23 protein-coding genes are annotated in these 23,793 nt (G+C 38.8%); 17 read left to right on the top strand and 6 right to left on the bottom strand.

What is annotated here, in order from left to right; translation table 11 throughout:
* Nucleotides 1-3: 3 nt before the first annotated feature.
* A complete protein-coding gene (locus tag PMAL9190_RS09215; RefSeq protein WP_087844882.1) occupies nucleotides 4-786 on the bottom strand; it encodes a lysophospholipid acyltransferase family protein in 783 nt (260 codons plus the stop codon).
* A complete protein-coding gene (locus tag PMAL9190_RS09210) occupies nucleotides 783-1,520 on the bottom strand; it encodes a beta-ketoacyl synthase chain length factor (RefSeq protein ID WP_087844881.1) in 738 nt (245 codons plus the stop codon). Before PMAL9190_RS09210 ends, PMAL9190_RS09215 begins: the two co-directional genes overlap by 4 nt.
* A 255-nt stretch (nucleotides 1,521-1,775) precedes the next feature.
* Here PMAL9190_RS09210 and PMAL9190_RS09205 point away from each other — a divergent pair, with 255 nt between their 5' ends.
* Nucleotides 1,776-2,843, top strand: coding sequence for a methyltransferase (locus PMAL9190_RS09205; protein ID WP_087844880.1), 1,068 nt, complete (start codon nucleotides 1,776-1,778; stop codon nucleotides 2,841-2,843).
* 16 nt (nucleotides 2,844-2,859) lie between these two features.
* A complete protein-coding gene (locus PMAL9190_RS09200; protein WP_087844879.1) occupies nucleotides 2,860-4,104 on the top strand; it encodes an NAD(P)/FAD-dependent oxidoreductase in 1,245 nt (414 codons plus the stop codon).
* Nucleotides 4,105-4,179: 75 nt separating this feature from the next.
* Here PMAL9190_RS09200 and PMAL9190_RS09195 read toward each other — a convergent pair whose 3' ends face one another.
* Complete coding sequence (locus PMAL9190_RS09195) at nucleotides 4,180-4,392, bottom strand: VF530 family protein (protein ID WP_065167185.1); 213 nt, start codon at nucleotides 4,390-4,392, stop codon at nucleotides 4,180-4,182.
* Between the two features lie 305 nt (nucleotides 4,393-4,697).
* Nucleotides 4,698-5,519 (bottom strand): DUF723 domain-containing protein, encoded by an 822-nt coding sequence (locus PMAL9190_RS09190; protein WP_087844878.1) that lies wholly within the window; start codon nucleotides 5,517-5,519, stop codon nucleotides 4,698-4,700.
* Nucleotides 5,520-6,095: 576 nt separating this feature from the next.
* Here PMAL9190_RS09190 and PMAL9190_RS09185 point away from each other — a divergent pair.
* The 10 genes from PMAL9190_RS09185 (at nucleotide 6,096) to PMAL9190_RS20215 (ending at nucleotide 13,427) form a co-directional block, all read left to right on the top strand.
* The gene (locus tag PMAL9190_RS09185; RefSeq protein ID WP_087844877.1) at nucleotides 6,096-6,494 is read left to right on the top strand and encodes an ATP synthase subunit I; all 399 of its coding nucleotides are present in this window, start codon (nucleotides 6,096-6,098) and stop codon (nucleotides 6,492-6,494) included.
* A 1-nt stretch (nucleotide 6,495) separates the two neighbouring features.
* Nucleotides 6,496-7,263: a F0F1 ATP synthase subunit A gene (gene atpB, locus PMAL9190_RS09180; protein ID WP_065167182.1), complete on the top strand. Its 768-nt coding sequence runs from the start codon at nucleotides 6,496-6,498 to the stop codon at nucleotides 7,261-7,263.
* Nucleotides 7,264-7,314: 51 nt separating this feature from the next.
* Complete coding sequence (gene atpE / locus PMAL9190_RS09175; RefSeq protein ID WP_036791577.1) at nucleotides 7,315-7,551, top strand: F0F1 ATP synthase subunit C; 237 nt, start codon at nucleotides 7,315-7,317, stop codon at nucleotides 7,549-7,551.
* A gap of 52 nt (nucleotides 7,552-7,603) precedes the next feature.
* On the top strand, nucleotides 7,604-8,074 hold the full coding sequence (gene atpF, locus PMAL9190_RS09170; protein WP_065167181.1) for a F0F1 ATP synthase subunit B: 471 nt from the start codon (nucleotides 7,604-7,606) through the stop codon (nucleotides 8,072-8,074).
* A gap of 14 nt (nucleotides 8,075-8,088) precedes the next feature.
* The gene (locus PMAL9190_RS09165; protein WP_065167180.1) at nucleotides 8,089-8,637 is read left to right on the top strand and encodes a F0F1 ATP synthase subunit delta; all 549 of its coding nucleotides are present in this window, start codon (nucleotides 8,089-8,091) and stop codon (nucleotides 8,635-8,637) included.
* Between the two features lie 12 nt (nucleotides 8,638-8,649).
* Nucleotides 8,650-10,191: a F0F1 ATP synthase subunit alpha gene (atpA, locus tag PMAL9190_RS09160; protein ID WP_087844876.1), complete on the top strand. Its 1,542-nt coding sequence runs from the start codon at nucleotides 8,650-8,652 to the stop codon at nucleotides 10,189-10,191.
* Between the two features lie 57 nt (nucleotides 10,192-10,248).
* Nucleotides 10,249-11,121, top strand: coding sequence for a F0F1 ATP synthase subunit gamma (gene atpG / locus PMAL9190_RS09155; protein WP_087844875.1), 873 nt, complete (start codon nucleotides 10,249-10,251; stop codon nucleotides 11,119-11,121).
* 21 nt (nucleotides 11,122-11,142) lie between these two features.
* Nucleotides 11,143-12,528: a F0F1 ATP synthase subunit beta gene (gene atpD / locus PMAL9190_RS09150; protein WP_087844874.1), complete on the top strand. Its 1,386-nt coding sequence runs from the start codon at nucleotides 11,143-11,145 to the stop codon at nucleotides 12,526-12,528.
* 16 nt (nucleotides 12,529-12,544) lie between these two features.
* Nucleotides 12,545-12,988, top strand: a complete 444-nt coding sequence (locus PMAL9190_RS09145) for a F0F1 ATP synthase subunit epsilon (RefSeq protein WP_087844873.1) — start codon at nucleotides 12,545-12,547, stop codon at nucleotides 12,986-12,988.
* 292 nt (nucleotides 12,989-13,280) lie between these two features.
* A complete protein-coding gene (locus PMAL9190_RS20215; protein ID WP_200813404.1) occupies nucleotides 13,281-13,427 on the top strand; it encodes a hypothetical protein in 147 nt (48 codons plus the stop codon).
* Between the two features lie 494 nt (nucleotides 13,428-13,921).
* On the opposite strand, the gene trpS is transcribed toward PMAL9190_RS20215, so the two are convergent.
* Together trpS and PMAL9190_RS09135 are read right to left on the bottom strand one after the other, a co-directional pair.
* Complete coding sequence (gene trpS / locus PMAL9190_RS09140; RefSeq protein WP_087844872.1) at nucleotides 13,922-14,953, bottom strand: tryptophan--tRNA ligase; 1,032 nt, start codon at nucleotides 14,951-14,953, stop codon at nucleotides 13,922-13,924.
* A 248-nt stretch (nucleotides 14,954-15,201) separates the two neighbouring features.
* Entirely contained in the window at nucleotides 15,202-15,426 is a 225-nt protein-coding gene (locus PMAL9190_RS09135) for a GntR family transcriptional regulator (protein ID WP_087844871.1), read from the bottom strand.
* Between the two features lie 421 nt (nucleotides 15,427-15,847).
* Between PMAL9190_RS09135 and PMAL9190_RS20110 the strand changes: the two genes are divergently transcribed.
* The 5 genes from PMAL9190_RS20110 (at nucleotide 15,848) to PMAL9190_RS09105 (ending at nucleotide 23,784) form a co-directional block, all read left to right on the top strand.
* The gene (locus tag PMAL9190_RS20110) at nucleotides 15,848-17,341 is read left to right on the top strand and encodes a YadA-like family protein (RefSeq protein WP_144384344.1); all 1,494 of its coding nucleotides are present in this window, start codon (nucleotides 15,848-15,850) and stop codon (nucleotides 17,339-17,341) included.
* Between the two features lie 616 nt (nucleotides 17,342-17,957).
* Complete coding sequence (locus PMAL9190_RS09120) at nucleotides 17,958-19,421, top strand: MFS transporter (RefSeq protein ID WP_087844868.1); 1,464 nt, start codon at nucleotides 17,958-17,960, stop codon at nucleotides 19,419-19,421.
* A 247-nt stretch (nucleotides 19,422-19,668) separates the two neighbouring features.
* A complete protein-coding gene (locus PMAL9190_RS09115; protein WP_087844867.1) occupies nucleotides 19,669-21,531 on the top strand; it encodes a potassium transporter Kup in 1,863 nt (620 codons plus the stop codon).
* A gap of 98 nt (nucleotides 21,532-21,629) precedes the next feature.
* On the top strand, nucleotides 21,630-23,096 hold the full coding sequence (locus PMAL9190_RS09110; RefSeq protein ID WP_087844866.1) for an ATP-binding protein: 1,467 nt from the start codon (nucleotides 21,630-21,632) through the stop codon (nucleotides 23,094-23,096).
* On the top strand, nucleotides 23,089-23,784 hold the full coding sequence (locus tag PMAL9190_RS09105) for a response regulator (RefSeq protein WP_087844865.1): 696 nt from the start codon (nucleotides 23,089-23,091) through the stop codon (nucleotides 23,782-23,784). The genes PMAL9190_RS09110 and PMAL9190_RS09105 overlap by 8 nt, the downstream gene beginning before the upstream one ends.
* The last annotated feature ends 9 nt before the right edge of the window (nucleotides 23,785-23,793 follow it).

Here is a 23,793-nt window from a genome sequence, read left to right as displayed (position 1 = left end):
AGCTTAACTATCGGTTGGAAAAATAGCACTGGCTAAATGTTTATTAAGTTGTCGAGCAGCTGTGGTTGGAGAGTGATGCTCGGCTAAATACGGTGTGACACTGATTTTATTTTTTACTTCAATGAAAAAAAAGGGTTTTTGGTCGAGTATTTGATACCACTTTTGCTCTTTAGTTAAAAAGCTCGGCGATACCGTTATATGAATCACTCGTATATTAACCTGACTACGTATCGCGATTTGTGCTGCTCCACGCTGTAATTTTGCTGCTGCAGTAGTCGTTGTTCGAGTACCTTCTGGAAATATCAGTAATACATTACCTTGTTGCAAACGTTGATTACTGATATCTAATAGTGACTCAGGATCGCGATTAGGAATATAACCCGCCGCTTTAACAATGCCCTTAATAAAAGGATTATGCCAAATAGCCGCTTTGACAAGACAATCGCATTGGGGTAACTGCGATGCAATAAGTACATAGTCAATTAAGCTCGGATGATTAGCAACAATGATGCATTGCTTGTCAGCTTGCAACGCCGCTAAATTATCAAACTGATAATCAATCACTTTTAAAAATCGCATCGTACGACAAAAAAAATTAAACGAACGCTGAATAATGGTTTGTACTTTCATTTCACGTTGTTGAGCGTTTTTACTTAGCCCTGATATTATCGGGAATATAATAAAAGTAAGCACTAACGCACCAGTGCCAAACAGAACAAAACAGCCAGCGGTTGCAATAAGCCGCCAACGTTTATTAAGCCATTGAGTGATAGAAGCTGAATTCATGATTGATATTGCCACTGCCAGTGTTGATTTTGAGCCTCAATAGACCATTGACTATCTTGATTAGCAAGATGCTTAATTATCGTCAGTGTTTGTGGATAGCAACTTACGGTATGGTAGCGTTGAGTGGTTGATGTGACTGTTGATTGCCAACTTAACTGATAGTTATTACCGGTTGATATCACCATCGCGAGTGCAAAGCTTGGATAGTGATGATGCTCAAACTGCTGATACGGTGCTGGTAATGGTTGATCAAAATCAACCACCAGTACGCGATGCTGCGGGAATTGATTGAGGTAACAGGCGACTTCAATCAGTGCCATATGAAGATTGTTTTCACCGCCAGCTAATGATGTCACCGCGATGGGTTGTTTGGTGGCAATAGTGTATAAGCCAGCTGCGGTATTATGGACTGATTGTGAAAAAGCAATCGGTGAAGCGTCGTCACCATTAATAATATCGTTAATTAAATCGACGGTACGGTGTAATTCACCATGACGACTGGCAAAAACAATATAATCGATATTATTTGATTCAGTGGCCATCAAAGCTGCTTGTAGTGCCAATTTACTCAGTGGGCTCATACGGCGGCGCATCATCGGGGGAATTTTATCGGCTGCTGGTGGTTGAGGCTCTATAAATGATGGAGTGTTAGCCCAACTCTGCCAATCTTGTTGGGTGGCTAAACCAGGGGCAAGGGCAATCCAATGATCAATATTGAAATGAATGGTATTCATAGGCTCCACACAAACAGCGACATAATTAGGGCATTGGTAGCAATAAGACAAATAAATATAAAGTTTATCATTAAATCAATCAGATAACTGTGCAATTTATCAGCATCAATTAAATCTTTTTATTTTGATGGCATATTTTTTAGATTATTGAGATTGGAGTAATTATTAATATTGTTTGTTTTTAAACAGTACATCTTGAAATTAGCCCATTAAAATAGCGATATCATTTATCTCCACCTTGATTATAGGCTCAGTGTGACAGGTTTTACTAACGATCCATTTAATGCATTAGCGGCGAAAACAGAAGCTCAAAAATTAGCTTTTTCGCCAATAGTTTTTCATACCGCTCGAACGTTACGTGATTTAAAAATATTACAAGTATTGGATGATGCGGGTAAAAAAGGACTTAGTGCTGAGCAAATTTCCGTCGCGACCGAGGTGTCAGAATATGGTGTTAAAGTCTTATTAGACATGGCGCTAAGTGCCCATATTGTTACTTGGCAGCAAGACAGATATTGTTTAGCTAATCTTGGCTATTTTTTATTACATGATGGCATGACCAACGCCAATATGGATTTCACGGCGGATGTTTGTTACGCCGCAATGATGCATTTAACACAATCTATTCAACAGGGTAAACCCGCTGGACTTAAAGAACTCGGCGATTGGTCAACCATATACCAAGGGCTGTCACAATTACCGCCTCAAGCGAAACAAAGCTGGTTTGCATTTGATCATTTTTATTCTGATCGTTCATTTCCGTTGTTATTAGCCAAAGTGTTTGCTCAGCCTCCACAGCGAGTTTTTGATATCGGCGGTAATACTGGTAAGTGGGCATTACAATGTTGTCAGCATAATAAAGATGTCGAAGTGACGATTATTGATTTGCCTCAACAGATAGCGGTAGCCCTTGAACATGCACAGCAGGCTGGATTTTCTGAACGCATAAAGGGTTATGCTGTTGATATGCTTGATCGCAAGCAAGCTTTACCTCAAGGGGCTGATGTGTGGTGGATGAGCCAGTTTTTAGATTGTTTTTCACCGATGGAAATTTTAAGTATTTTACGTCGTGTAAGACAAGCAATGCGTCTTGATGCCAAAGTGTATATTTTAGAATTATTTTGGGATGCTCAGCGCTATGAGGCTGCCTCTTATTGTTTAAATGCAACCTCGCTATACTTTACTTGTTTAGCGAATGGTAATAGTCGCTTTTATCGCAGTGAAGATTTTTTAGAGCTGGTAGCAGAGGCCGGTTTTATTGTGACAGAACGCGAAGATGATATTGGCTTAGGCCATACGTTACTGACGCTACAAGCAGGATAAAATAAGGATAGTGATAGTGACTCAACAACAGCGTACGCAAGTCGTGATTATCGGTGCAGGTCCTTCTGGATCTGTGGCTGCAGCATTGTTACATCAACAACAGATTGACGTTATTGTGCTAGAAAAAAGTACCTTTCCGCGTTTTTCAATTGGCGAAAGTTTATTACCTGCATGTATGGAGGTGATAGAGCAAGCGAAGATGCTTGATGCTGTTACGGCTGCGGGATTTCAGTTTAAAGATGGGGCTGCGTTTCGTTATCAAGATAAGTATACCACTTTTGATTTTAACGATAAATTCACAGCAGGATCTGCAACAACTTATCAAGTTCAGCGAGGACAGTTTGATAAAGTATTAGCTGATGAGGCGGTTACTCAAGGCGTTGAGATTCGTTACGAACACGCAGTTGAAGCGATTGAATGCTTAGAATCTAAGTCAGTGCTTACTGTCACTGGAGCGGATAAAAAATCATATACATTAGAAGCTGACTTTGTACTAGATGCCAGTGGTTTTGGGCGAGTATTACCACGCTTACTGGCGTTAGAAAAGCCATCACACTTGCCACCACGGCAAGCGATATTTTGTCATGTTACCGATCATATTAATGCCGAAAAGTGTTCGGTTGATTATGATCGTAATAAGATTTTAATCTCCGTTCATCCTCACTCTGCTGATGTGTGGTATTGGTTGATTCCGTTCAGTAATGGTACCTGTTCACTGGGTGTCGTTGCTCCACCACAGTGGCTAGCTGATTATGGTGATGATTCACTCGCAGTATTAAAACAGCTAGTTAATGAAGAACCGGGACTGGCAACAATTTTAGCCGCGGCAGAATATCCAATAACAGCGGCAACCATTGAAGGTTATTCAGCCAACGTTACTCAATTGGCAACCTCAAATTACGCTTTGTTAGGTAATGCTGGTGAGTTTTTAGATCCGGTATTTTCTTCAGGTGTCACTATTGCAATGAAATCGGCACAATTAGCAGCCAACGTATTAACGCGTTCATTCGCCGGTGAGCAGGTTGATTGGCAATGTGATTATGCACAACCTCTGATGCTAGGTGTTGATACGTTTCGTACCTATGTTGAAGGGTGGTATTCAGGTGAGCTACAGCGTGTGATTTTTCATCCCAATCCTGATCGTAAAATTAAACAGATGATTTGCGCTATTCTTGCTGGCTATGCATGGGATACTAATAATCCGTTTGTGACTCAATCCCAACGTCGATTAGCGGTTGTTGCAGCCCTTTGTGCTGAATAAGTAAAGTATCTAACTAGCCGTGATATTCAACATCTTATGATGTGATGAATATCGCGGCTTTTTTATCAGTGATGACTAGCGAACCATATCAAGGTACAAGTTTTCAACTTTTGTACGTGCCCATTCGGTCTTACGTAGAAATTTGAGGCTTGATTTGATGCTTGGATCATCATTAAAGCAACGAATGTTAATCCGTGCCCCTAATTCATTCCAGCCATAATGCTCAACAAGTTCAATTAATACTTTTTCTAACGTAATGCCGTGTAGCGGGTTATTTTTCTGTGTCATGTTGTATGCCGTCTTAGTGACTTATTAAAGGGACGTCGTTAATTAGTACTTAGTGTAACTGACAATGCGACGATCCCCAATGTTGTTTTAGTAGTAACCAAGTAAAATTTAACGTTTAAATCTAAGCTAACAATATGAATGGTCGTAAAGGAATTTAATGTGAATATATGACACATTAAATGACAGTAGCTAAAAATAAAGGTGTTGCCTTATATAGGATAAGTGTTGCTTATTATAATGGTCAAATAAGGTGAATATTATAATATTGATGAAGAGCCGCTGTAATTATAGTTGATAGCTTACCGTTAATATGACTGTAATAACTTAATCGGTGGCTGCTTATTAATATTCTTGGTTTTTTTTCTGCGTAACAAAGCACATTTTTGACATCCGTTTCCAGCTAAATGATTCGTTGGTAATTGCAAGAATTCGCCATGAATACTACAAATAATAATGCCTTTTGTTCTCATGTTTTTGTATTCAAACAATGAATAATTATAGCGTTCACCATGAATATTTTTTGCACTGGCGATGAATTGTTTAGTGGTCTTTTTTTGACGATTTTTTATACATTTTGGGCATCCTGAACCACGCAAATGTGCATCAGCTCGTTGACTAAAATTACCATGAATCGTGCATGTTATAACCCCTTTGTTAAGAGCCCCTGTATAGATGAAATGTTCATACTGATAACGGTTATTATGAATTTGAGTTACCTTCTTTATGTAATCACTTTGTGACACTAATTGAGACGAAGCACACATTGGACAGCCTTTTCCTGCTAAATGTGCGTTTGGTGTTTGTTTAAAAATACCGTGAATCTGACAGTGGATACTCCCTTTCTGTAATGTCCCCTTATATATAAATTCCTCGTAAGTATATTTGTTGTTGTGAATGGCGTTAGCTCGAGCAATAAATTGACTTAGCGTCAGCTTTTTGGTGCCAGAACAGGCTTGGCAACCATGCCCAGCAAGATGAACATCTGGCCGTTGTTTAAAATTTCCATGGATTGGACAGGTAATAATGGCTGCCGTTTTGGCGTTTATATAATCAAAAAAAGTATAACTGTATTTTTGATTATGGCGTTTTTTGGCTTTGTTGATGAAAATTGCAGTACTATTTTTCACTGGATTAATGTTGCCTTGTTGGGGTGTTTTTGTTAATGGGAATGTGAGCTGTTAATAGCTTCTCATTTGTCAGAGTAAGGTCAATAGTGCAATTACGGATGAAATAGCGCTTTTTTAAACGAGGCTGAATCAGGAATATCAAAAATGCAATGTAAATAAAAATTAAAAAATGTTAATGATTACTTATGCGTAATACGCACATGATAATCTCGATCTTGAGCATCAACATCAAGAGCCAAAAATGGTAATCATTGTTTGCATTTATTTTGATGGCTATCACAAAACTGATCACGTAGATTTTGTACTGCAGACGATAGGCTGAAAGATATTGAAATATAAGCCTATTAGTAAGCACCGCATAATATATAAATTTCTATTATATATTTAATGGAGCTGCGTAATTGAATGTTTATGATGATAAGAAATTATTTTAGTAATTATTCAGTTTTATACTTCGATAAGATTTTTTGAAGTGTAAGTGCTGTTTTAATTAATGATTTTATATTATCTGTAATAAACGCAATTAAGATAAGGAGTCGTAATAATAAAAGTACAGACGGTGTAGAGGATTTAAATATGAAAGCAGGCTCAGGGTGTAACGATATTCTTTCTGCAGCAAAAGTCATATTACTCGGACAGTTAATACTTGGATGTTTATTTACATTATTCATTTGTATTACAAATAATACGTTTGGTGTGAAATCTGCAATTATAGGTGTAGCGATTGCTGTTATTCCTTCTTTGCTGGGGCTTGCGAGCGCAGCATATAAATTAAAGAAGAATGATGAAGTTAATATCAAATATTTAGCCAAGCTGAATTCATTAGTTAAATGGGTTTATACCGCGGTAATGATATTGGTAGTGGTTCGTTTTATACCGGTTAATAGCGAAATTATGTTGCTGGCTTATAGTGTTACATTTTTAGGATGCTTTTTAACTCCGATACTTAACAAACCTCAATTTAGGATGACGTAAGGTGGAATCAGTAACTACCGCTCACGATTATATTGAGCACCATCTAACATTCTTCACTGTGGGTAAGGGTTTTTGGAGCATTAACATTGACTCCATGCTCATGGTTTGGTTGTTAGGTTTACTGTTTATCGGTGTTTTTCGATATGTTGCATCACGAGGAACCAGTGGGGTTCCGGGCAAGTTGCAATGTTTTATTGAAATAACCTATGAATTTGTAAATAACCTTGTTAAGGAAATTTTTCAAACAAAAGACAAGTTAATTGGGCCATTGGCATTAACTATTTTTGTTTGGGTTTTTCTTATGAACACAATTGACTTATTGCCAGTTGATTTCATTCCAGCATTTGCTCGCTTACTTGGTTTTGAGCATTTCCGTGAATTACCTTCTGCGGATGTCAATGTGCCTATGTCGATGGCGATTGGTGTGTTTATGTTAATCATAATTTACACACTAAAAACAAAAGGATTGCGTGGTTTTATTAAAGAACTAACGACTCAACCTTTTGAAAGTCCATGGCTTTACCCGGTGAATTTAGTTTTGGAGTTAGTAACACTAATATCAAAACCAATTTCTCTCGGTCTTCGATTGTTCGGCAACATGTATGCAGGTGAGATGATTTTTATCCTTATTGCATTAATGCCGTGGTGGATGCAGTGGGCGCTCAGCGTTCCATGGGCACTATTCCACATTCTTATTGTGTTCTTACAAGCGTTTATCTTCATGGTATTAACGGTTGTTTATTTGGCTATGGCCACAGAAGAACATTAATAAATTAAGTTCGATTTGAGTTTTAACTATTTAATAATTTTGGAGTCATTCATGGATATTGTAAGTGCAGTTCTTTATGTTGCTGGTGCACTACTGATTGGTTTAGGTGCGGCGGGTGCTGCTGCAGGTATCGGTAACTTAGCAGGTAAATACCTTGAAGGTGTTGCACGTCAGCCGGATCTTATGCCGATGCTACGTACACAGTTCTTTATCATGATGGGTCTTGTCGATGCGGTTCCTATGATTGGTGTTGGTATTGGTCTTTACATCATCTTTGCTGTGGCTTAATAGCCTGAACTACCGTTATAAATCATAACGTTATTTAAATAGTGAGGATGGTATGAATTTAAATGCAACCATGCTTGGTCAAGCAATCTCTTTTGTGATTTTTGTTTGGCTATGTATGAAGTATGTCTGGCCGCCGCTAACTGCGTTAATTGAGCAACGCCAACGTGAAATTGCAGATGGGCTTATTCATACAGAAAACGCAGCTAAAGAACTCGACATCGCAAAAGCGAATGGCGCAAAAGTTTTAGAAGATGCGAAGAAAAGTGCGAGTGAGTTAGTTGAGCAAGGTAATAAGCGCCGAGCACAGATTATCGAAGATGCCCACGCTGAAGGCGAGAAAGAAAAAGCCCGTCTTGTAGCGCAAGGTCAAGCAGAGTTAGAAAGCGAACGTAATCGCATTCGTCAGGAACTACGTGCTGAAATGTCCGATATGGTCATTGAAACGGCTCAGAAACTGATTAATCGCAATTTGGATACTGATGCTAACCGCGATCTTGTTAATAAACTTATCACGGATATGTAACTGGAGAGCACATTATGTCAGATCCACTAACCATTGCTCAGCCCTATGCCAAAGCTGCATTTGATTATGCAGTTGCTAATCAGGCATTAGAACAATGGGAGCAAATGTTGACCATCGCAGCAACGGTTGCTAGTCAACCAATCATTGCTCAGCAGATTGAAGACAGCGAACAGTTAGGTGCTAGTGACTCAGAAGCGTTTACTGACATGTTCTTGGGCATTTGTGAAGGTCTACTGGATGAACATGGCCAGAACCTGATCAAAGTAATGGCTGAAAATGGACGTCTAAATGTGATCGTTCAGGTTGTCGAACTGTTTCATGAGCTTAAAGATGATTATGAGCGCATGGTTACTGCGCATGTCACTACGACTGAGCCATTAAGCATTCAACAACAAGCCAATTTAGTACAGGCGCTGCAAAAAAAATTAAATCGCAGTGTTGAGCTTGATTGCCACATCGATGAAACGCTAGTAGGCGGCATGCTGATCAAAGCTGGAGAGCTGGTGATTGACGGTACGCTTAAAAGCTCTATCAACCGACTCGCAACGAGCCTTCAGGCGTAATAGGTAATAGATATGCAACTAAACTCGAATGAAATTAGCGATTTAATTAGACAACGAATCGCCACCTTCAATGTGACAAGTCAAGCACGTAACGAAGGGACTATCGTCTCTGTAAGTGACGGTATTATTAATATCAATGGTCTTGCTGATGTTATGCAAGGTGAGATGATTGAACTGCCAGATAACCGCTATGCATTAGCGCTTAACTTAGAGCGCCACTCAGTGGGTGCGGTAGTGATGGGCCCGTATGCTGACCTTGCAGAAGGCATGAAAGTAACAGGTACTGGCCGTATTCTTGAAGTACCTGTAGGTAAAGGTTTATTAGGGCGTGTAGTGAATACCCTAGGTCAACCAATTGACGGTAAAGGCGCTATAGACAATGACGGTTTCGCACCGGTAGAAATCATTGCCCCTGGTGTTATTGACCGTAAGTCGGTTGATCAGCCTATCCAAACGGGCTACAAAGCGGTTGATGCGATGGTACCAATCGGTCGTGGTCAGCGTGAGCTTATCATTGGTGACCGTCAAACAGGTAAAACAGCGATGGCGATTGATGCCATCATTAACCAGAAAGATTCTGGCATCTACTCGGTATATGTTGCGATTGGCCAAAAAGCGTCAACCATTGCTAACGTGGTACGTAAGCTAGAAGAAAATGGTGCCCTACAAAATACTATCGTCGTAGTTGCATCGGCATCAGAAGCCGCAGCGTTACAGTACTTAGCACCTTATGCTGGTTGTACTATGGGTGAGTATTTCCGTGACCGTGGTGAAGATGCACTAATCGTATACGATGATTTATCGAAACAAGCGGTCGCTTATCGTCAAATTTCACTATTGCTTAAGCGTCCACCAGGTCGTGAAGCCTTCCCTGGTGATGTGTTCTACCTTCACTCACGTCTACTAGAGCGTGCATCACGTGTAAATGCTAACTATGTTGAGCGTTTCACTAATGGTGAAGTAACAGGTCAAACAGGTTCATTAACTGCGTTACCTATCATTGAAACCCAAGCAGGTGACGTATCAGCATTCGTACCAACTAACGTAATTTCGATTACTGATGGTCAGATCTTCTTGCAGACTAACTTGTTTAACGCAGGTTTACGTCCAGCCGTTGACCCAGGTATTTCAGTATCGCGTGTAGGTGGTGCAGCTCAGACTAAAATCATCAAGAAGCTGTCAGGCGGTATTCGTACTGCACTCGCGCAGTACCGTGAATTAGCCGCATTTGCGCAGTTCTCATCGGATCTAGATGACGCAACCCGTAAGCAGCTTGACCACGGTGAAAAAGTAACAGAGCTGATGAAACAGAAGCAGTACGCACCGATGTCTGTTGCAGAGCAAGCACTTGCTATTTTCTCTGCTGAAAAAGGCTACTTGAACAGTGTTGAGTTATCACAAATTGGTGCATTTGAAGAAGCATTGATGGCATTTGCAAAAAGTCAGCACGCCGAGTTGCTTGCCTCAATCAATGAATCAGGTAATTACAACGATGATATCGAAGCAAGTCTGCATCAGCTTCTAAAAACATTCGTTGATACGCAGTCGTACTAAGTAACGCGAATACTTTCCGTCCGAACGACGCAGTATGAATGTAGATAGGAGCTAACCATGGCAAATGCAAAAGAGATCCGCACTAAAATCGCTAGCGTACAAAATACGCAAAAGATCACTAGTGCAATGCAAATGGTTGCCGCAAGTAAGATGCGTAAAGTTCAACACAACATGGAAGCGACCCGCCCTTACGCTGAGAATATGCGTAAGGTGATCGGGCACCTAACTTCCGGTTCGTTGGAATATAAGCATCCCTATCTTGAAGAGCGAGAAGTTAAACGAGTAGCTTACATCATTATTTCCTCAGACCGAGGATTGTGTGGTGGTTTGAACATTAACTTGTTCAAGAAAGCCATGGCAGATATGCGCCAATGGCGAGATCAAGGGGTTGATGTCGATACCACCTTGATCGGTTCAAAAGCAATTTCGTTTTTCCATCGCTTCGGCAACGTGATTGCACAAACATCAGGTATTGGTGACTCACCAAAACTCGAAGATATTTTAGGCCCGGTTAATGCCATGTTGGAGTTTTTCGACCAAGGAAAAATTGACCGTTTGTTCCTGGTTTACAACGAGTTTGTAAATACAATGGTGCAAAAGCCCAAGGTGACTCAGTTGTTACCAAACCCAGAACTTGAACAAGACGCGTCAGATGATGTGAATGATAAAAGTCGTTGGGATTATATCTATGAGCCTGATCCTAAACCGATCCTCAATGAGTTGATGCTTCGTTATATCGAATCACAAGTCTATCAAGGCACCGTTGAGAGTATCGCTTGTGAACAAGCAGCACGAATGGTGGCAATGAAAGCTGCAACAGATAATGCGGGTGAGCTGATTAATGACCTTCAGCTGGTATATAACAAAGCCCGTCAAGCAGCAATCACCCAAGAGCTAAGTGAAATCGTAGCTGGGGCACAAGCCGTTTAAACAGAATTTTAAGGACATCAAATGAGTACTGGTAAGATTGTCAAAGTCATCGGCGCTGTCGTTGACGTTGAGTTTGATCAAGATAGCGTGCCTCGAGTATATGATGCGCTTACCTTAAGTGACAGTGAGCATGCAGCACTTGTATTAGAAGTACAGCAACAAATTGGTAGCGGTGTCGTACGTTGTATCGCAATGGGTTCATCAGACGGTCTTCGTCGTGGTTTGGAAGTGGTTAATACTGATGCGCCAATTTCTGTGCCTGTAGGTGAAGAAACTCTTGGCCGTATCATGAACGTATTGGGTACGCCAATCGATGAGTGTGGCGATATTGGTGAAAAGAAAAAATATGCGATTCACCGCGCAGCACCGTCATATGAAGATCAATCTAATAGTTCTGAGCTGTTAGAGACCGGCGTTAAGGTTATTGACCTTATTTGTCCATTTGCCAAAGGTGGTAAAGTGGGTCTGTTTGGTGGTGCGGGTGTAGGTAAGACCGTTAACATGATGGAGCTTATCAACAACATCGCTAAAGCACACTCAGGTTTATCGGTATTTACCGGTGTGGGTGAGCGTACTCGTGAAGGTAATGACTTCTACTATGAAATGAAAGAAGCCGGGGTACTTGATAAAGTTGCCATGGTTTACGGGCAGATGAACGAGCCACCGGGTAACCGTCTACGTGTAGCACTAACAGGCTTAACCATTGCGGAAAGTTTCCGTGATGAAGGTCGTGATGTATTGCTGTTCATCGATAATATCTACCGTTATACACTTGCAGGTACCGAAGTATCAGCACTGCTTGGCCGTATGCCATCAGCGGTAGGTTACCAGCCAACATTGGCTGAAGAGATGGGTGTACTACAAGAGCGTATTACCTCAACTAAAACGGGTTCTATTACGTCTATTCAAGCGGTATATGTACCAGCCGATGACTTGACTGACCCATCGCCAGCAACAACCTTTGCTCACTTAGATGCAACCGTTGTACTGTCCCGTAATATCGCGGCATTGGGCCTATACCCTGCGATTGACCCATTGGATTCAACGTCACGTCAGCTTGATCCATTGGTTGTTGGTCAAGAGCACTATGATGTTGCTCGTGGTGTGCAGACAGTACTTCAGCGTTATAAAGAACTGAAAGATATTATTGCTATTTTAGGTATGGATGAATTATCTGAAGAAGATAAATTAACAGTATCTCGTGCACGTAAGATTGAACGTTTCCTAACTCAGCCTTACCACGTAGCAGAAGTATTTACTGGTCAAAAAGGTATTTTCGTTTCTCTTAAAGAGACTATCGCTGGCTTTAAAGGCCTATTAAGCGGTGAGTATGATGATATTCCAGAACAAGCATTCTTGTACTGCGGTAGCATTGAAAATGTACTCGAAAAAGCGAAAAACTTATAAGGCTTGAGGAGGCATTATGGCTATTGGCGTTACCGAGAACACGTTCCAACTCAATATCGTAAGTGCTGAGGGGCCCTTGTTCTCTGGTCCAGCTCACGCGCTGGCAGTTTCAGGCTCCGATGGTGAGTTGGGTATTCGCCCTGGTCACTCTCCTTTATTGAGCCGACTAAAACCTGGTGTAGCAAGCTTCGTCACAGATTTAAAGGATCCCGAAGAAATCCTTTACATCTCAGGCGGAATAGTTGAAGTTCAGCCCAACGTAGTAACTGTACTTGCCGACACGGCAATGCATGGGAAGGACATCGATCAAGCCCGCGCTGATGAAGCTCGCCGCGCCGCTGAAGAGAACATCAACAAGCATGCTGATGATGTTAACTTCGCAATGGCGGAAATGGATCTGGCGAAAGCAATGGCACAATTACGTGCTATTGAATTAACTCAGAAACAAATGCGCCGTTAAATCAGTTGGAATAATACGCTAACAGCACCTTGTGGCTAAATCACCATAGCGATTAAGGTGCGGTTATTGTCTTATACTTACTGATCCCCGTCTCTATAGGTCTCCAGCCTAATACCAAGGGACAAAATAATAAATATACAGGATGTTATTTATTATTGGTGAACGTAAGTTTACCGTCACTATCTAAAGCCCCTACGCTGTACCGAGCGCAGGGGCTTTTTCATGTCTTTTGATTATGAAACGAAGTGGAATGCAAAGAATGTTGAGTTTATATGTTTTGGTGATTTAGTTCGTGCTTATAACCAACGTATTAACGATGGATATTCCAACCTCTCGTTTAGCTAATGGTAACTGTGGTAACTCTGGTGTGGTGAAAATTGAAAAATTCACCGGAGAAGCCCCAACATTAACAGCCTTCACTCCACCTAAAAATGGTTAATTAGATAAGATTAGTTAAAGGGCTGAAGATATAAAATTTTCAGCCATTTTTTATATCTTGTAAGAGCGAGTTATGAATTTAATACTATTAGTTAACTTTAATTAGTAAGATATTAATTAATAAATTGAGGTTATTTTTACAATTATATATATTGATAAGTGTGGCGATGATTACTCATATGGATATTATTGTTTGTTATTATTTATCAATGTTATTATTGGTTTTTTTGTAATTTACAATGGTTTTTTAACCTATTTGATCAATAATTGACAATAGTATTTAACAAAAAAAATCATATACATGTATAGTGTTTTTATTATTAATATTTTAGTTGGTCTTTTTTATTGGTCTAAAAGAATAAATGATAATCAGTATGAATTATTAGGGATGGCTATATTTCCTTATAGTTTTATCATTATTCTTGGTATAAGAAAAATGAAATTATATTGGGTTAAATAATCCTGTCTAATTAATAGACAGGATTATTAATGAGGTTAAAAAAGATTTAATCCAAAGGCTGTTTTAATATCTGTTAAGACTTGTTGAGTTTGTTGATTAGCATGCTCAGTACCAGACTTTAATACTTCAATTAAGTAGTCTTGATTATTTAAATAATCAGCACGACGCTTGCGTATTGGGGAAATTAAATCTTGTAAGCATTGTTCTAAAATTTTCTTAGTGGTGCCGTCGCCTAAACCACCGTGACGATATTGCTGCTTTAAAGTCTCAATATAAGCACTGTCTGGGTGGAAAGCATCAAGGTAAGTAAATACAATATTCCCTTCTACACAACCCGGATCTTCGACACGAAGATGATTAGGATCGGTATACATTGATTTCACTGCTTGTGAAATTGTCTTACTATCTGCACCTAATGTGATGGTATTCCCCATTGATTTCGACATTTTATTTTTACCATCTGTACTCGGTAAGCGAGCGACTTTACTTAATAGTGGTTGGCATTCAACTAAAATATTTTTACCTGCAATAGTATTTATTTTTCTTACAATTTCATTGGTTTGTTCGAGCATTGGTAATTGGTCATCGCCGACAGGAATTAAGCTTGCACGAAATGCTGTAATATCAGCGGCTTGAGAAATAGGATAAGTTAAAAAACCAGTAGGAATCGAACGGCCAAACGCTTTTGATTGAATTTCACTTTTAACAGTAGGATTGCGCTCTAAACGTGCAATAGAAACAATGTTGGAGTAATACATGGTTAATTCGGCAAGCGCAGGAATAGCAGATTGAAGACAAATAGTGGTCAGTTTGGGATCAATCCCAACCGCTAAATAATCCGCGACGACATTAAGAATATTCGTGGCAACTTTATGTGGGTTATGTCCATTATCGGTAAGGCCTTGCATATCAGCGACTAGAATATTTTGTTGATATTGATGCTGTAATTGTACCCGCTGTTGCAATGAACCAACATAATGACCAAGGTGAAGCTGACCTGTAGCCCGATCGCCTGTAAGGATAATTGGCTGGTGTTGATTAGGCGTAATTGATGATTGAGTGTTCATGTGTATCTCCGAAAAAGTGCTGCCGGAGGGTTGGAGAGATACGAATAAAAATAGATGTATTCATTTAGCAACCTTCCGGCGCAAAATGAAATAGTAAAATTCTACCTAGCGCCGTTCGATGAAGAACGCCACCAAAATAAAAGCGGTGAAGTAGTGCTTATAATCGTAATCATGATATTAACCTATCAAAACATTTTTAATTCAACAAGCGCTTTTAATTAATCTATAAAAAGAGATCTAAACCTTAACTAAGAGACTAAAAACCAACCTCGACGTTCTTTTCTATAAATGATGCCCTGAGCTTCTAGCTCTAACAGCGCGTGCTTTACGGTTACTCGACTAGCATTAAAAATTTCACTTAATTCACGCTCGGATGGAAGTCGTTTTGATTGTGTAGAAAATAGACCTCGTTCAATTTGTTGAAGTATCGTTTCACAAATAAGAGAGGGTGAAGATGATAGTTGTTCGCTCATTATAACCATTGCTCATTTTTGTAAGTTGCTGATAAAGTTATCAGTACAGATAGCATAGCAATGGTATGTCATTATTATGTCATTACTATTTTAGTTAATTGTTTTAATCACTATTTATATAAATAGACTTTAGATGGCATTTAAAGTATTCATTACTGAATACAAATATTTCATTTATGGAATATTTTTATCAAATTGAAGTTGTAGTTGTTATTTATCTTGTGAATATCTGTATCTATTAAGCTTCTTTATATATTAAAAACAATGCTTAACGGGACTTTTATAAAAGATGTGGTAATTTATTTAAATGAACAGTGTTTTAATTCATCGGTTTTTACGATTGATGTAATCATTTTTATTAAATGGCTTTTTTTTACTTCTCTCTAGATTATGGCCGCCTACAATAATTAGAGAATGAAAAATGAAAATTCTACCGTTTGTTTTATGCTCAACCTTATTAAGTACATCTGCTTTTGCTGCAAGCACAAATATTATTATTAACACTCCAAATGCTGGCGTTCAAGACCCGGTTGTTAATGATCATATTGAAAGTGATAATGTTGTGGTGGGTAAAGACTCAACATTTTCCGGGGTTGGTAGCTTAATCATTGGTTCTAATAGTACAGGTCAAGATCAATCTGTTGCTATCGGTAATCATACCTCTGCTGCGAGTGAATCTATTGCATTAGGTGCCGGATCTGTAGCTAAAAATAACAGTATTGCTATTGGTAATCAGTCATATTCTGATGATGGTCAGGTTTCTATTGGTAATGAGTATCATCAGCGCCGTATTGAAAATATGGCCGCAGGTCAAAAAGATACTGATGGTGTTAATGTTAGTCAGTTAACGCCATTAAAAGAGGGTATTGCGGCAAATAAAAATCAGATTAAAACCGTTGAAACTAATGTAGCTACCAATACAGCAGGCATTACGACTAACAAAGGTGCCATCGCAACCAATAGCACCAATATTGCGACTAACACCGCAGGCATTAGTACTAACAAAGGTGCCATCGCAACCAATAGTACTAATATTGCGACTAACACCGCAGGTATTACGACTAACAAAGGTGCCATCGCAACCAATAGCACCAATATTGCGACTAACACCGCAGGCATTAGTACTAACAAAGGTGCCATCGCAACCAATAGTACTAATATTGCGACTAACACCGCAGGCATTAGTACTAACAAAGGTGTCATCGCAACCAATAGTACTAATATTGCGACTAACACCGCAGGTATTACGACTAACAAAGGTGCCATCGCAACCAATAGCACCAATATTGCGACTAACACCGCAGGTATTATGACTAACAATACCAATATTTTGACAAATAAAGGTGCGATTACGAGTAATAGCGCAGATATTAATAGCAATAGAAATACAATTTCGACGAATAGTGCTGCGATTGATCGTAATATTACCAATATTAATAATAATACGACTCATATTCGTTCAAATACGGTAAATGTCCAAAAAAATACTTCAGAGATAACGAAAACTAAGCAGTTAGCGACCACTAATCAAACTAATATTAGTAAAAACACGGACGGCATTAATACTAACCGAACCAATATCCAACATAACTCTGATCGCATTGACAGTATTGGTGCGGCTAATAAAAACTATGTTGATAATAAATTTAATCAATTGAAAACTGATATTTATCAAGTTAGAAAGCGTGCAGATGCAGGAACCGCTTCTGCAATGGCTATGACTCAAATAGCGGCACCATTAAATGGTTATAAATATAATATTGGTATCGGTATTGGTTCATATGGAGAACAAGCAGCAACAGCGATTGGTGCTAAGTTTAGAGTGAATCAGAGCACAACTGTTGGTTTAACATCATCTTATGATTCTCAGCATAACTTTGGTACATCAATTGGTGCCAATTGGTCATTTAACTAACTATTGTTAGCGATTCTAAAGAAGGGAATACGCTTTTTTACACTCGAAACGATTGAAATTATTGCGAGGGTTTTTAGTCGTAGAATATGGATTTCTCGATAAAATTAGGCATATTATTCAATTAGTAACGATTAGGTTGATATTTTATTACTATTATCAAAGCAAATTATATTTTTTATTAACAATAAAGTGGAAAATTATTATACTTGATGACCTTTTTTTCAACGATCAAAATCAGAGAACGCTCTCTAACTGGATTAATTTTCATTGAAAAATAACCAATATTGATTAATTATTGATTAATAGACCTATAATAAATAGTAATTTATATTTTATTTTTGATCTTTAAATATAAAAAAAACCTAAAAAAGCGTATTTCCCTGTACTGTGTTTTTTATTATATTTTTATGTAACTTATTGTTTTTAAGTTTTTATTTTAGACCTGTGTTTTTTGTTTTGAAGGTTATTTATAGGTACTATAACTAACAGTGCCTCGTGGCGGTTAATTACATTCAGAAAATAAATTTCATCTTTGGTTGTGATATATGTTTATATACTGCCAACTTTAATACTGATATTCGTCTGAATTAAGACAATAAGCATTGTTGATTTTAACATGAATCAAAAAATAGAGATTCAACCGCAAAATACGATCCAGAGTTATATTGATGAGATATCAATAAGTAATCCAGTTACTAGTAAATATTCAATGTCAATGACACGTGTGCAATGGCGAATTTGGTTATTAGCAACATTTGGAAAGTTTTTTGAGGGTATGATCGTTTTTATGATGGGGTTAACCCTACCATTATTGACCCTACAATTTCATTTAACAGAGCTACAGAAAGGTGTAATTAGTTCCTCGATTCTGTTTGGTATTTTAATTGGAGCAAGTGCTCTGGGTGGGCTATCTGATCTTTATGGACGTAAGAAAATGTTCATTATTGAGATGGCTTTACTCTCTATCTGCTTAATAGGTATGGCAACGAGCCAAAACTATTTGAGTATTTTAGTGTTTAACTTTGGCATTGGTCTAGCTTTAGGATGTGATTATCCTACGGCGCACTTAATGATATCTGAAAGTATTCCGTCTAAGAACCGCGGTAAGCTGGTTTTGGGGGCGTTTGCATTTCAATCTATTGGTGTTTTGCTGGGTATTTTAACCGGTATTTTTGTATTGACGTATGTAAACGACATCAATGCATGGCGAATAATGTATATTATTGCTTTGATTCCATCATTAGCGATTACGATTGCACGTTTCTTTATACCTGAAAGTGCGCATTGGCTATTGTCTAAAAATCGTAAGGCGGATGCTGAAAAATCATTGAAGCGGTTATTACATCGCTCGCAACAATCGGTGATGCCAATTGAAGAAACGCCGTGTGATGATGTCGAATTATCGTCGTGGTTACATGGTTATAAGCGGTTATTTAAAGAAAAATATCGTGCTAAAACTATTTTGGCATCAGTACCTTGGTTTATTCAAGATCTTGGTACTTACGGTATTGGTATCTTTACGCCGGTTATTTTAGCATCGGTACTTGATCCTCATCAGGCAACGGGCGGAGATGCGCTTCAGAATACGATTGCTAATACGATCTATTTAGCCAAAGGTACTGCAGTTATTGACTGTTTACTTATTGTTGGTGTTATCTGTGCAATTGTTTTTTCTGAATCTATTGGCCGTATGAAGCTGCAAATTTATGGCTTTATTGGTTGTGCTGTTGGCTTATTATGTGCAGCTATTTCAGTAAAAATGCATGGTGATTATCAGATGTATCTGCTGTTTTTAGGCTTTATGTTATTTAACTTTATGAATAACCTTGGTCCAAATGCACAAACATATTTGATATCAGGTGAAGTGTTCCCGGTAAAAATTCGAGCTAAAGGTGCAGGTTTTGCAGCATCTGTTGCTAAGTTTGGTGCTATTTTAACGGCTTTTTTATTCCCTATTCTGTTACATGGAATTGGCGTGTTCTCACTTTTATTGTGTTTAGTTGTGACGTCACTGTTGGGCGCATGGGTAACACATAAGTACCGCTTTGAAACATCGGGTAAAAATATCGAGAATTTGTAAATACGGTATTAACCTTTGAATTATTAAGCACCAGTCAGTTACTGATTGGTGCTTTTTTAGTTTTTATCGATAGCTGAGAGTTACTTCGTGATGGTTAAATAGCAATCAAACTTTATGTTTTCTTTATATTTGATATTAGAAAACATACCCTAACTTTATATTACCCTTGTTAATCTGCTTGCCTCGTTAAATGAAAGAAGGCCTTATGTGTTGCTGTGGTTAAAGGTGAACACATATGTAACAAGTTATGCAAAATCAAAAACAGTCACTATTAGTACTAACGTGCTTATCTGTTGGGATTGTATATGGTGATATTGGCACTAGCCCATTATATGCCTTTAAAGCGATGTTTAGCGGTTCACATGCATTAGCGATAGATTCGACCAATGTTTTTGGTGTGTTATCTCTTGTCTTTTGGACCTTTGTTATTACCGTGTCTATTAAATATCTGGCCGTTGTTACTCGAGCATCTAAACGGGGTGAAGGTGGTGTGCTGACATTAACAGCATTAGCACAAAGTGCTGCTCCTGAGCGTAGTAAAAAAATCATTATATTTTTAGGTATGTTAGCTGCAGGTTTTTTCTTTGGTGAAGCGATTATCACGCCAGCAATGTCAGTGCTATCAGCGGTTGAGGGCATTACCGTTATTCATCATAATTTACAACCAATGATTATTCCGATTGCCATTACAATTATCTGTGTACTATTTGGTATTCAAAAATATGGTTCAGGCAGTATTGGACGCCTATTTGCACCTGTAATGCTACTGTGGTTCAGTTGTATTGGCGTATTAGGGCTGATTAGTATTATTGCTAACCCACGCGTGCTCTTGGCGTTAAATCCGCTTTATGGCGTTGAGTTTATTGTTAATCATGGAATAGAAACCCTATTTACTCTTGGAGTGGTAGTACTCGCTGTAACTGGTGTCGAAGCGCTTTATGCCGATATGGGTCACTTTGGTATTAAATCGATTCGTCTGGCGTGGTTTGTTATTGTGATGCCATGTTTAGTGCTGAACTATTTTGGTCAAGGGGCGTTAGTATTGGCAAATGCGAATACTGTGACCAATCCATTCTTTTTGCTGGCACCGACGATATTACGTTTACCGTTAATTATATTAGCGACGTTTGCGACGGTTATTGCTTCTCAAGCTGTGATCTCAGGTATTTACTCACTAACGCGACAAGCGGTTAATTTAGGTTACTTGCCACCAATGCGAATTTATCATACCTCGCATCAAGCTCAGGGGCAGATTTATGTACCATTGGCTAATTTACTGTTGTTCATTTTAGTTATTACTGTAGTGCTAACATTTGGTAGTTCTGAGCGCCTAGCTGCAGCATATGGTATTGCAGTGACTGCAACGATGTTGATTTCATCAATATTTACGCTTGTAGTAGCACGTCATTTATGGCGTTGGTCACGGTTAGTGACATTACAATATGGGTTATTAATGCTTACCTATGATGCATTGCTATTTACAGCAACGTCATTGAAATTTATGGATGGCGGTTGGTTACCACTGACTATAGGTACGATGGTATTTATATTAATGGTCGTGTGGTATTTAGAGCGACAACGATTAGGGTTACTGCTTAAACAACCGTTGTCTGCTGAAGCGATGGTGAGTGAGCTTGAGCAAAAGCCGTGGACGCGTGCATCCGGTACTGCAGTCTATTTTTCTCGAAATGAAGCACAAGTACCTGCGTCATTAATCAATAACCTTAAATACAATGAAATTCTGCACCAGCGAAATGTATTATTAACGTTTAAATATCCCAACCAACCACGCGTACATCCATTAAAACGCATGGAGGTGACCCAACTATCTGCAACCTTTTGGCAAATGATTGTTTATGTTGGTTATCAAGAGTCACCCGATATTGAACAAATTTACACGGTGTCGCGAAGCAATGGTTTTGTTTTACACCCAACGGATACGTTATTTTTTATGTCATCAGAACGAATAAAAGTTAAATCAAGTTCTTGGTGGCATGATGTAAAAGCGCGGCTATTTATTTTGCTAAGTCGTAACGCGTTGCGAACATCAGAGCGATTGCATGTGCCACAAGATAGATTGATAGAGATTGGGGTCCACGTGGAAATATAACGGCCTAATTTTACTAACAGCACTTATCATAATCCATAATGCTGAGTGTTCGTGGTCGTTCAATGATGTTGAGTTGAAACCGTAACAATGAGAAATGAATGAATAATCCGTTATCGTGGTTTGATATAACCAAAACCAGTATTTTATTATTGCTTTATATATTAGTGACATATCTCGGGGTTGCCTTTCGAGATGTTATTATTGAAACTGATACTGCAATGCTGCTGTTATTACTGAATATTGTTAGTGGTGTGCTATTACGTAAACGGGTAGCGTATGTGATCACAGCTGCGAGTATTGTTGCTTTTCATTTCTTTGTTTTACCTGAGCATAACTCGTTTCGGTTTCAGAATTATCAACATATCATTACTTTTTCAGTGATGGCATTTAGTGGTGTGTTTGCGGTCAGATTAACTCAATCACAACAGCAAAAAATTGAAGAAAATCAGATTCTACGCACTGAGTTAAATAGTAATTATGATCTAGCATCAGTATTGGCTGCGCTAAATGAAAGTCATGCCATTGCTGATGCATTAATTATTCATCTTGAGCAACATTTTAAAATGCGAGTACAAGTGTGGCTATTTTCTCCACAACTACATTGTCTTGCGACGCATCAGAAGCTGTGTAAAACGACCTATCAACCGTTAATAGAGCGTTTCAGCAGACGACAGCAACAACATATTGAATATCTCTCGCCATCACTGAGCTTACATCCATTATACGGACAATCCGGTATGTTTGGCGTATTGCTGATTGATGCATTATCAGAGCAAGTATTTAATCCTATTTTGAGTACGTTAATTAGCTTGTCGTTAGCAAGATCTGAGGCAAATACTGCGTTAACAGCAGCCAAAGAAGCCAATCAATTGGAGCAAATGCGCAATACATTATTAGCGGCGGTATCGCATGATTTAAAAACCCCCTTAGGATCGATCATTGGCTCTGCCACTACACTGAGTGATACCAGTCTGCGTTTGCCACAACAGACGCAACAAGAATTATTACAGTCGATTGCCGAAGAAGGTTACAGTTTAAATCGCAGCTTAACTAAGTTACTTGATATCAGTCGTTATAGCATTAAGACCTTAGTCCCTAAGTGTGATTGGGTGGAACCGGAAGAGGTCATTGGTAGTGCGATCAAACGCGTCGAACAAGTAATAAAATCGCATTCGATTCAGTTATGTGGTGATACCATATTAGTGTCATTAGACTACACCCTAATTGAACAAATTATTGCTAATCTTATTGAAAATGCAGCTAAATACAGTCCAATCGGCAGTGTAATTGATATTCAAACTAATTATCGACGAGGCCATTTTATTATCGAGATTGCTGATCGTGGCTGCGGGGTGGCAGCGGAAGATCGGCTACGTATTTTTGAGCGTTTTTACCGTTCAGAGCAAGTGAAAGTAAAAGGAACGGGGTTAGGTTTAGCTATTTGCCAATTAATTGTAGCAGCACATAATGGTGAGATAAGTGTGATATCACGTGCTGGTGGTGGTAGTGTATTTGTTGTGAAAATTCCTTGTGAAAAATACCAGCTAACGGATATTTATGAATAATGATAGTAAGATTTTAATTATTGAAGATGAAGCTCCTATTCGTCGCTTTCTTGATATTTTAACCACGGGTCATGGTTATCAGGTTAAAACGGTTGAGACTGCACAAGAAGGCCTTAAACAAATCATCACATGGAACCCACATTTAATATTATTAGATCTAGGATTGCCTGATGCAGATGGTCTTGATTTTACCAAAGAGTTACGTGTATGGACCGACACACCGATCATTGTGATCTCTGCTCGCGATAAAGAAGCGGATAAAGTACTCGCACTTGATGCAGGCGCAAATGATTATCTAACCAAGCCTTTTGGTAGTGGCGAGTTATTAGCACGAATACGAGTGTCATTACGGCTTAATGTTGCTATGAGCTCAGTTGATATCAGTCAGTACCGGTTTGGAGAGGTAGTTTTAGACTTAGCAATGCAAACTGTCACCAATGCTGGTGAAGTCATTAAGTTAACCCCAAAAGAATACAAAATTTTTACTTACCTAGCTAAAAATATGGGTAAGGTGCTGACGCATAAGCAGATATTAAAAGAGGTTTGGGGCGGAAATTATACCGAACATGCTCACTACGTGCGAATTCATATTGCACAATTACGCCATAAAATAGAACGTTCTCCTGCTCAGCCACAATATATTATTACTGAAAATGGAGTGGGGTATCGGTTAATTAGTGATGATTAAATAATAACA

Origin of the sequence: Photobacterium malacitanum (genome assembly GCF_900185615.1) — a bacterium.
In the GTDB taxonomy this organism is placed as follows: domain Bacteria; phylum Pseudomonadota; class Gammaproteobacteria; order Enterobacterales; family Vibrionaceae; genus Photobacterium; species Photobacterium malacitanum.
This window is presented reverse-complemented; position numbering and strand designations above follow the sequence as displayed.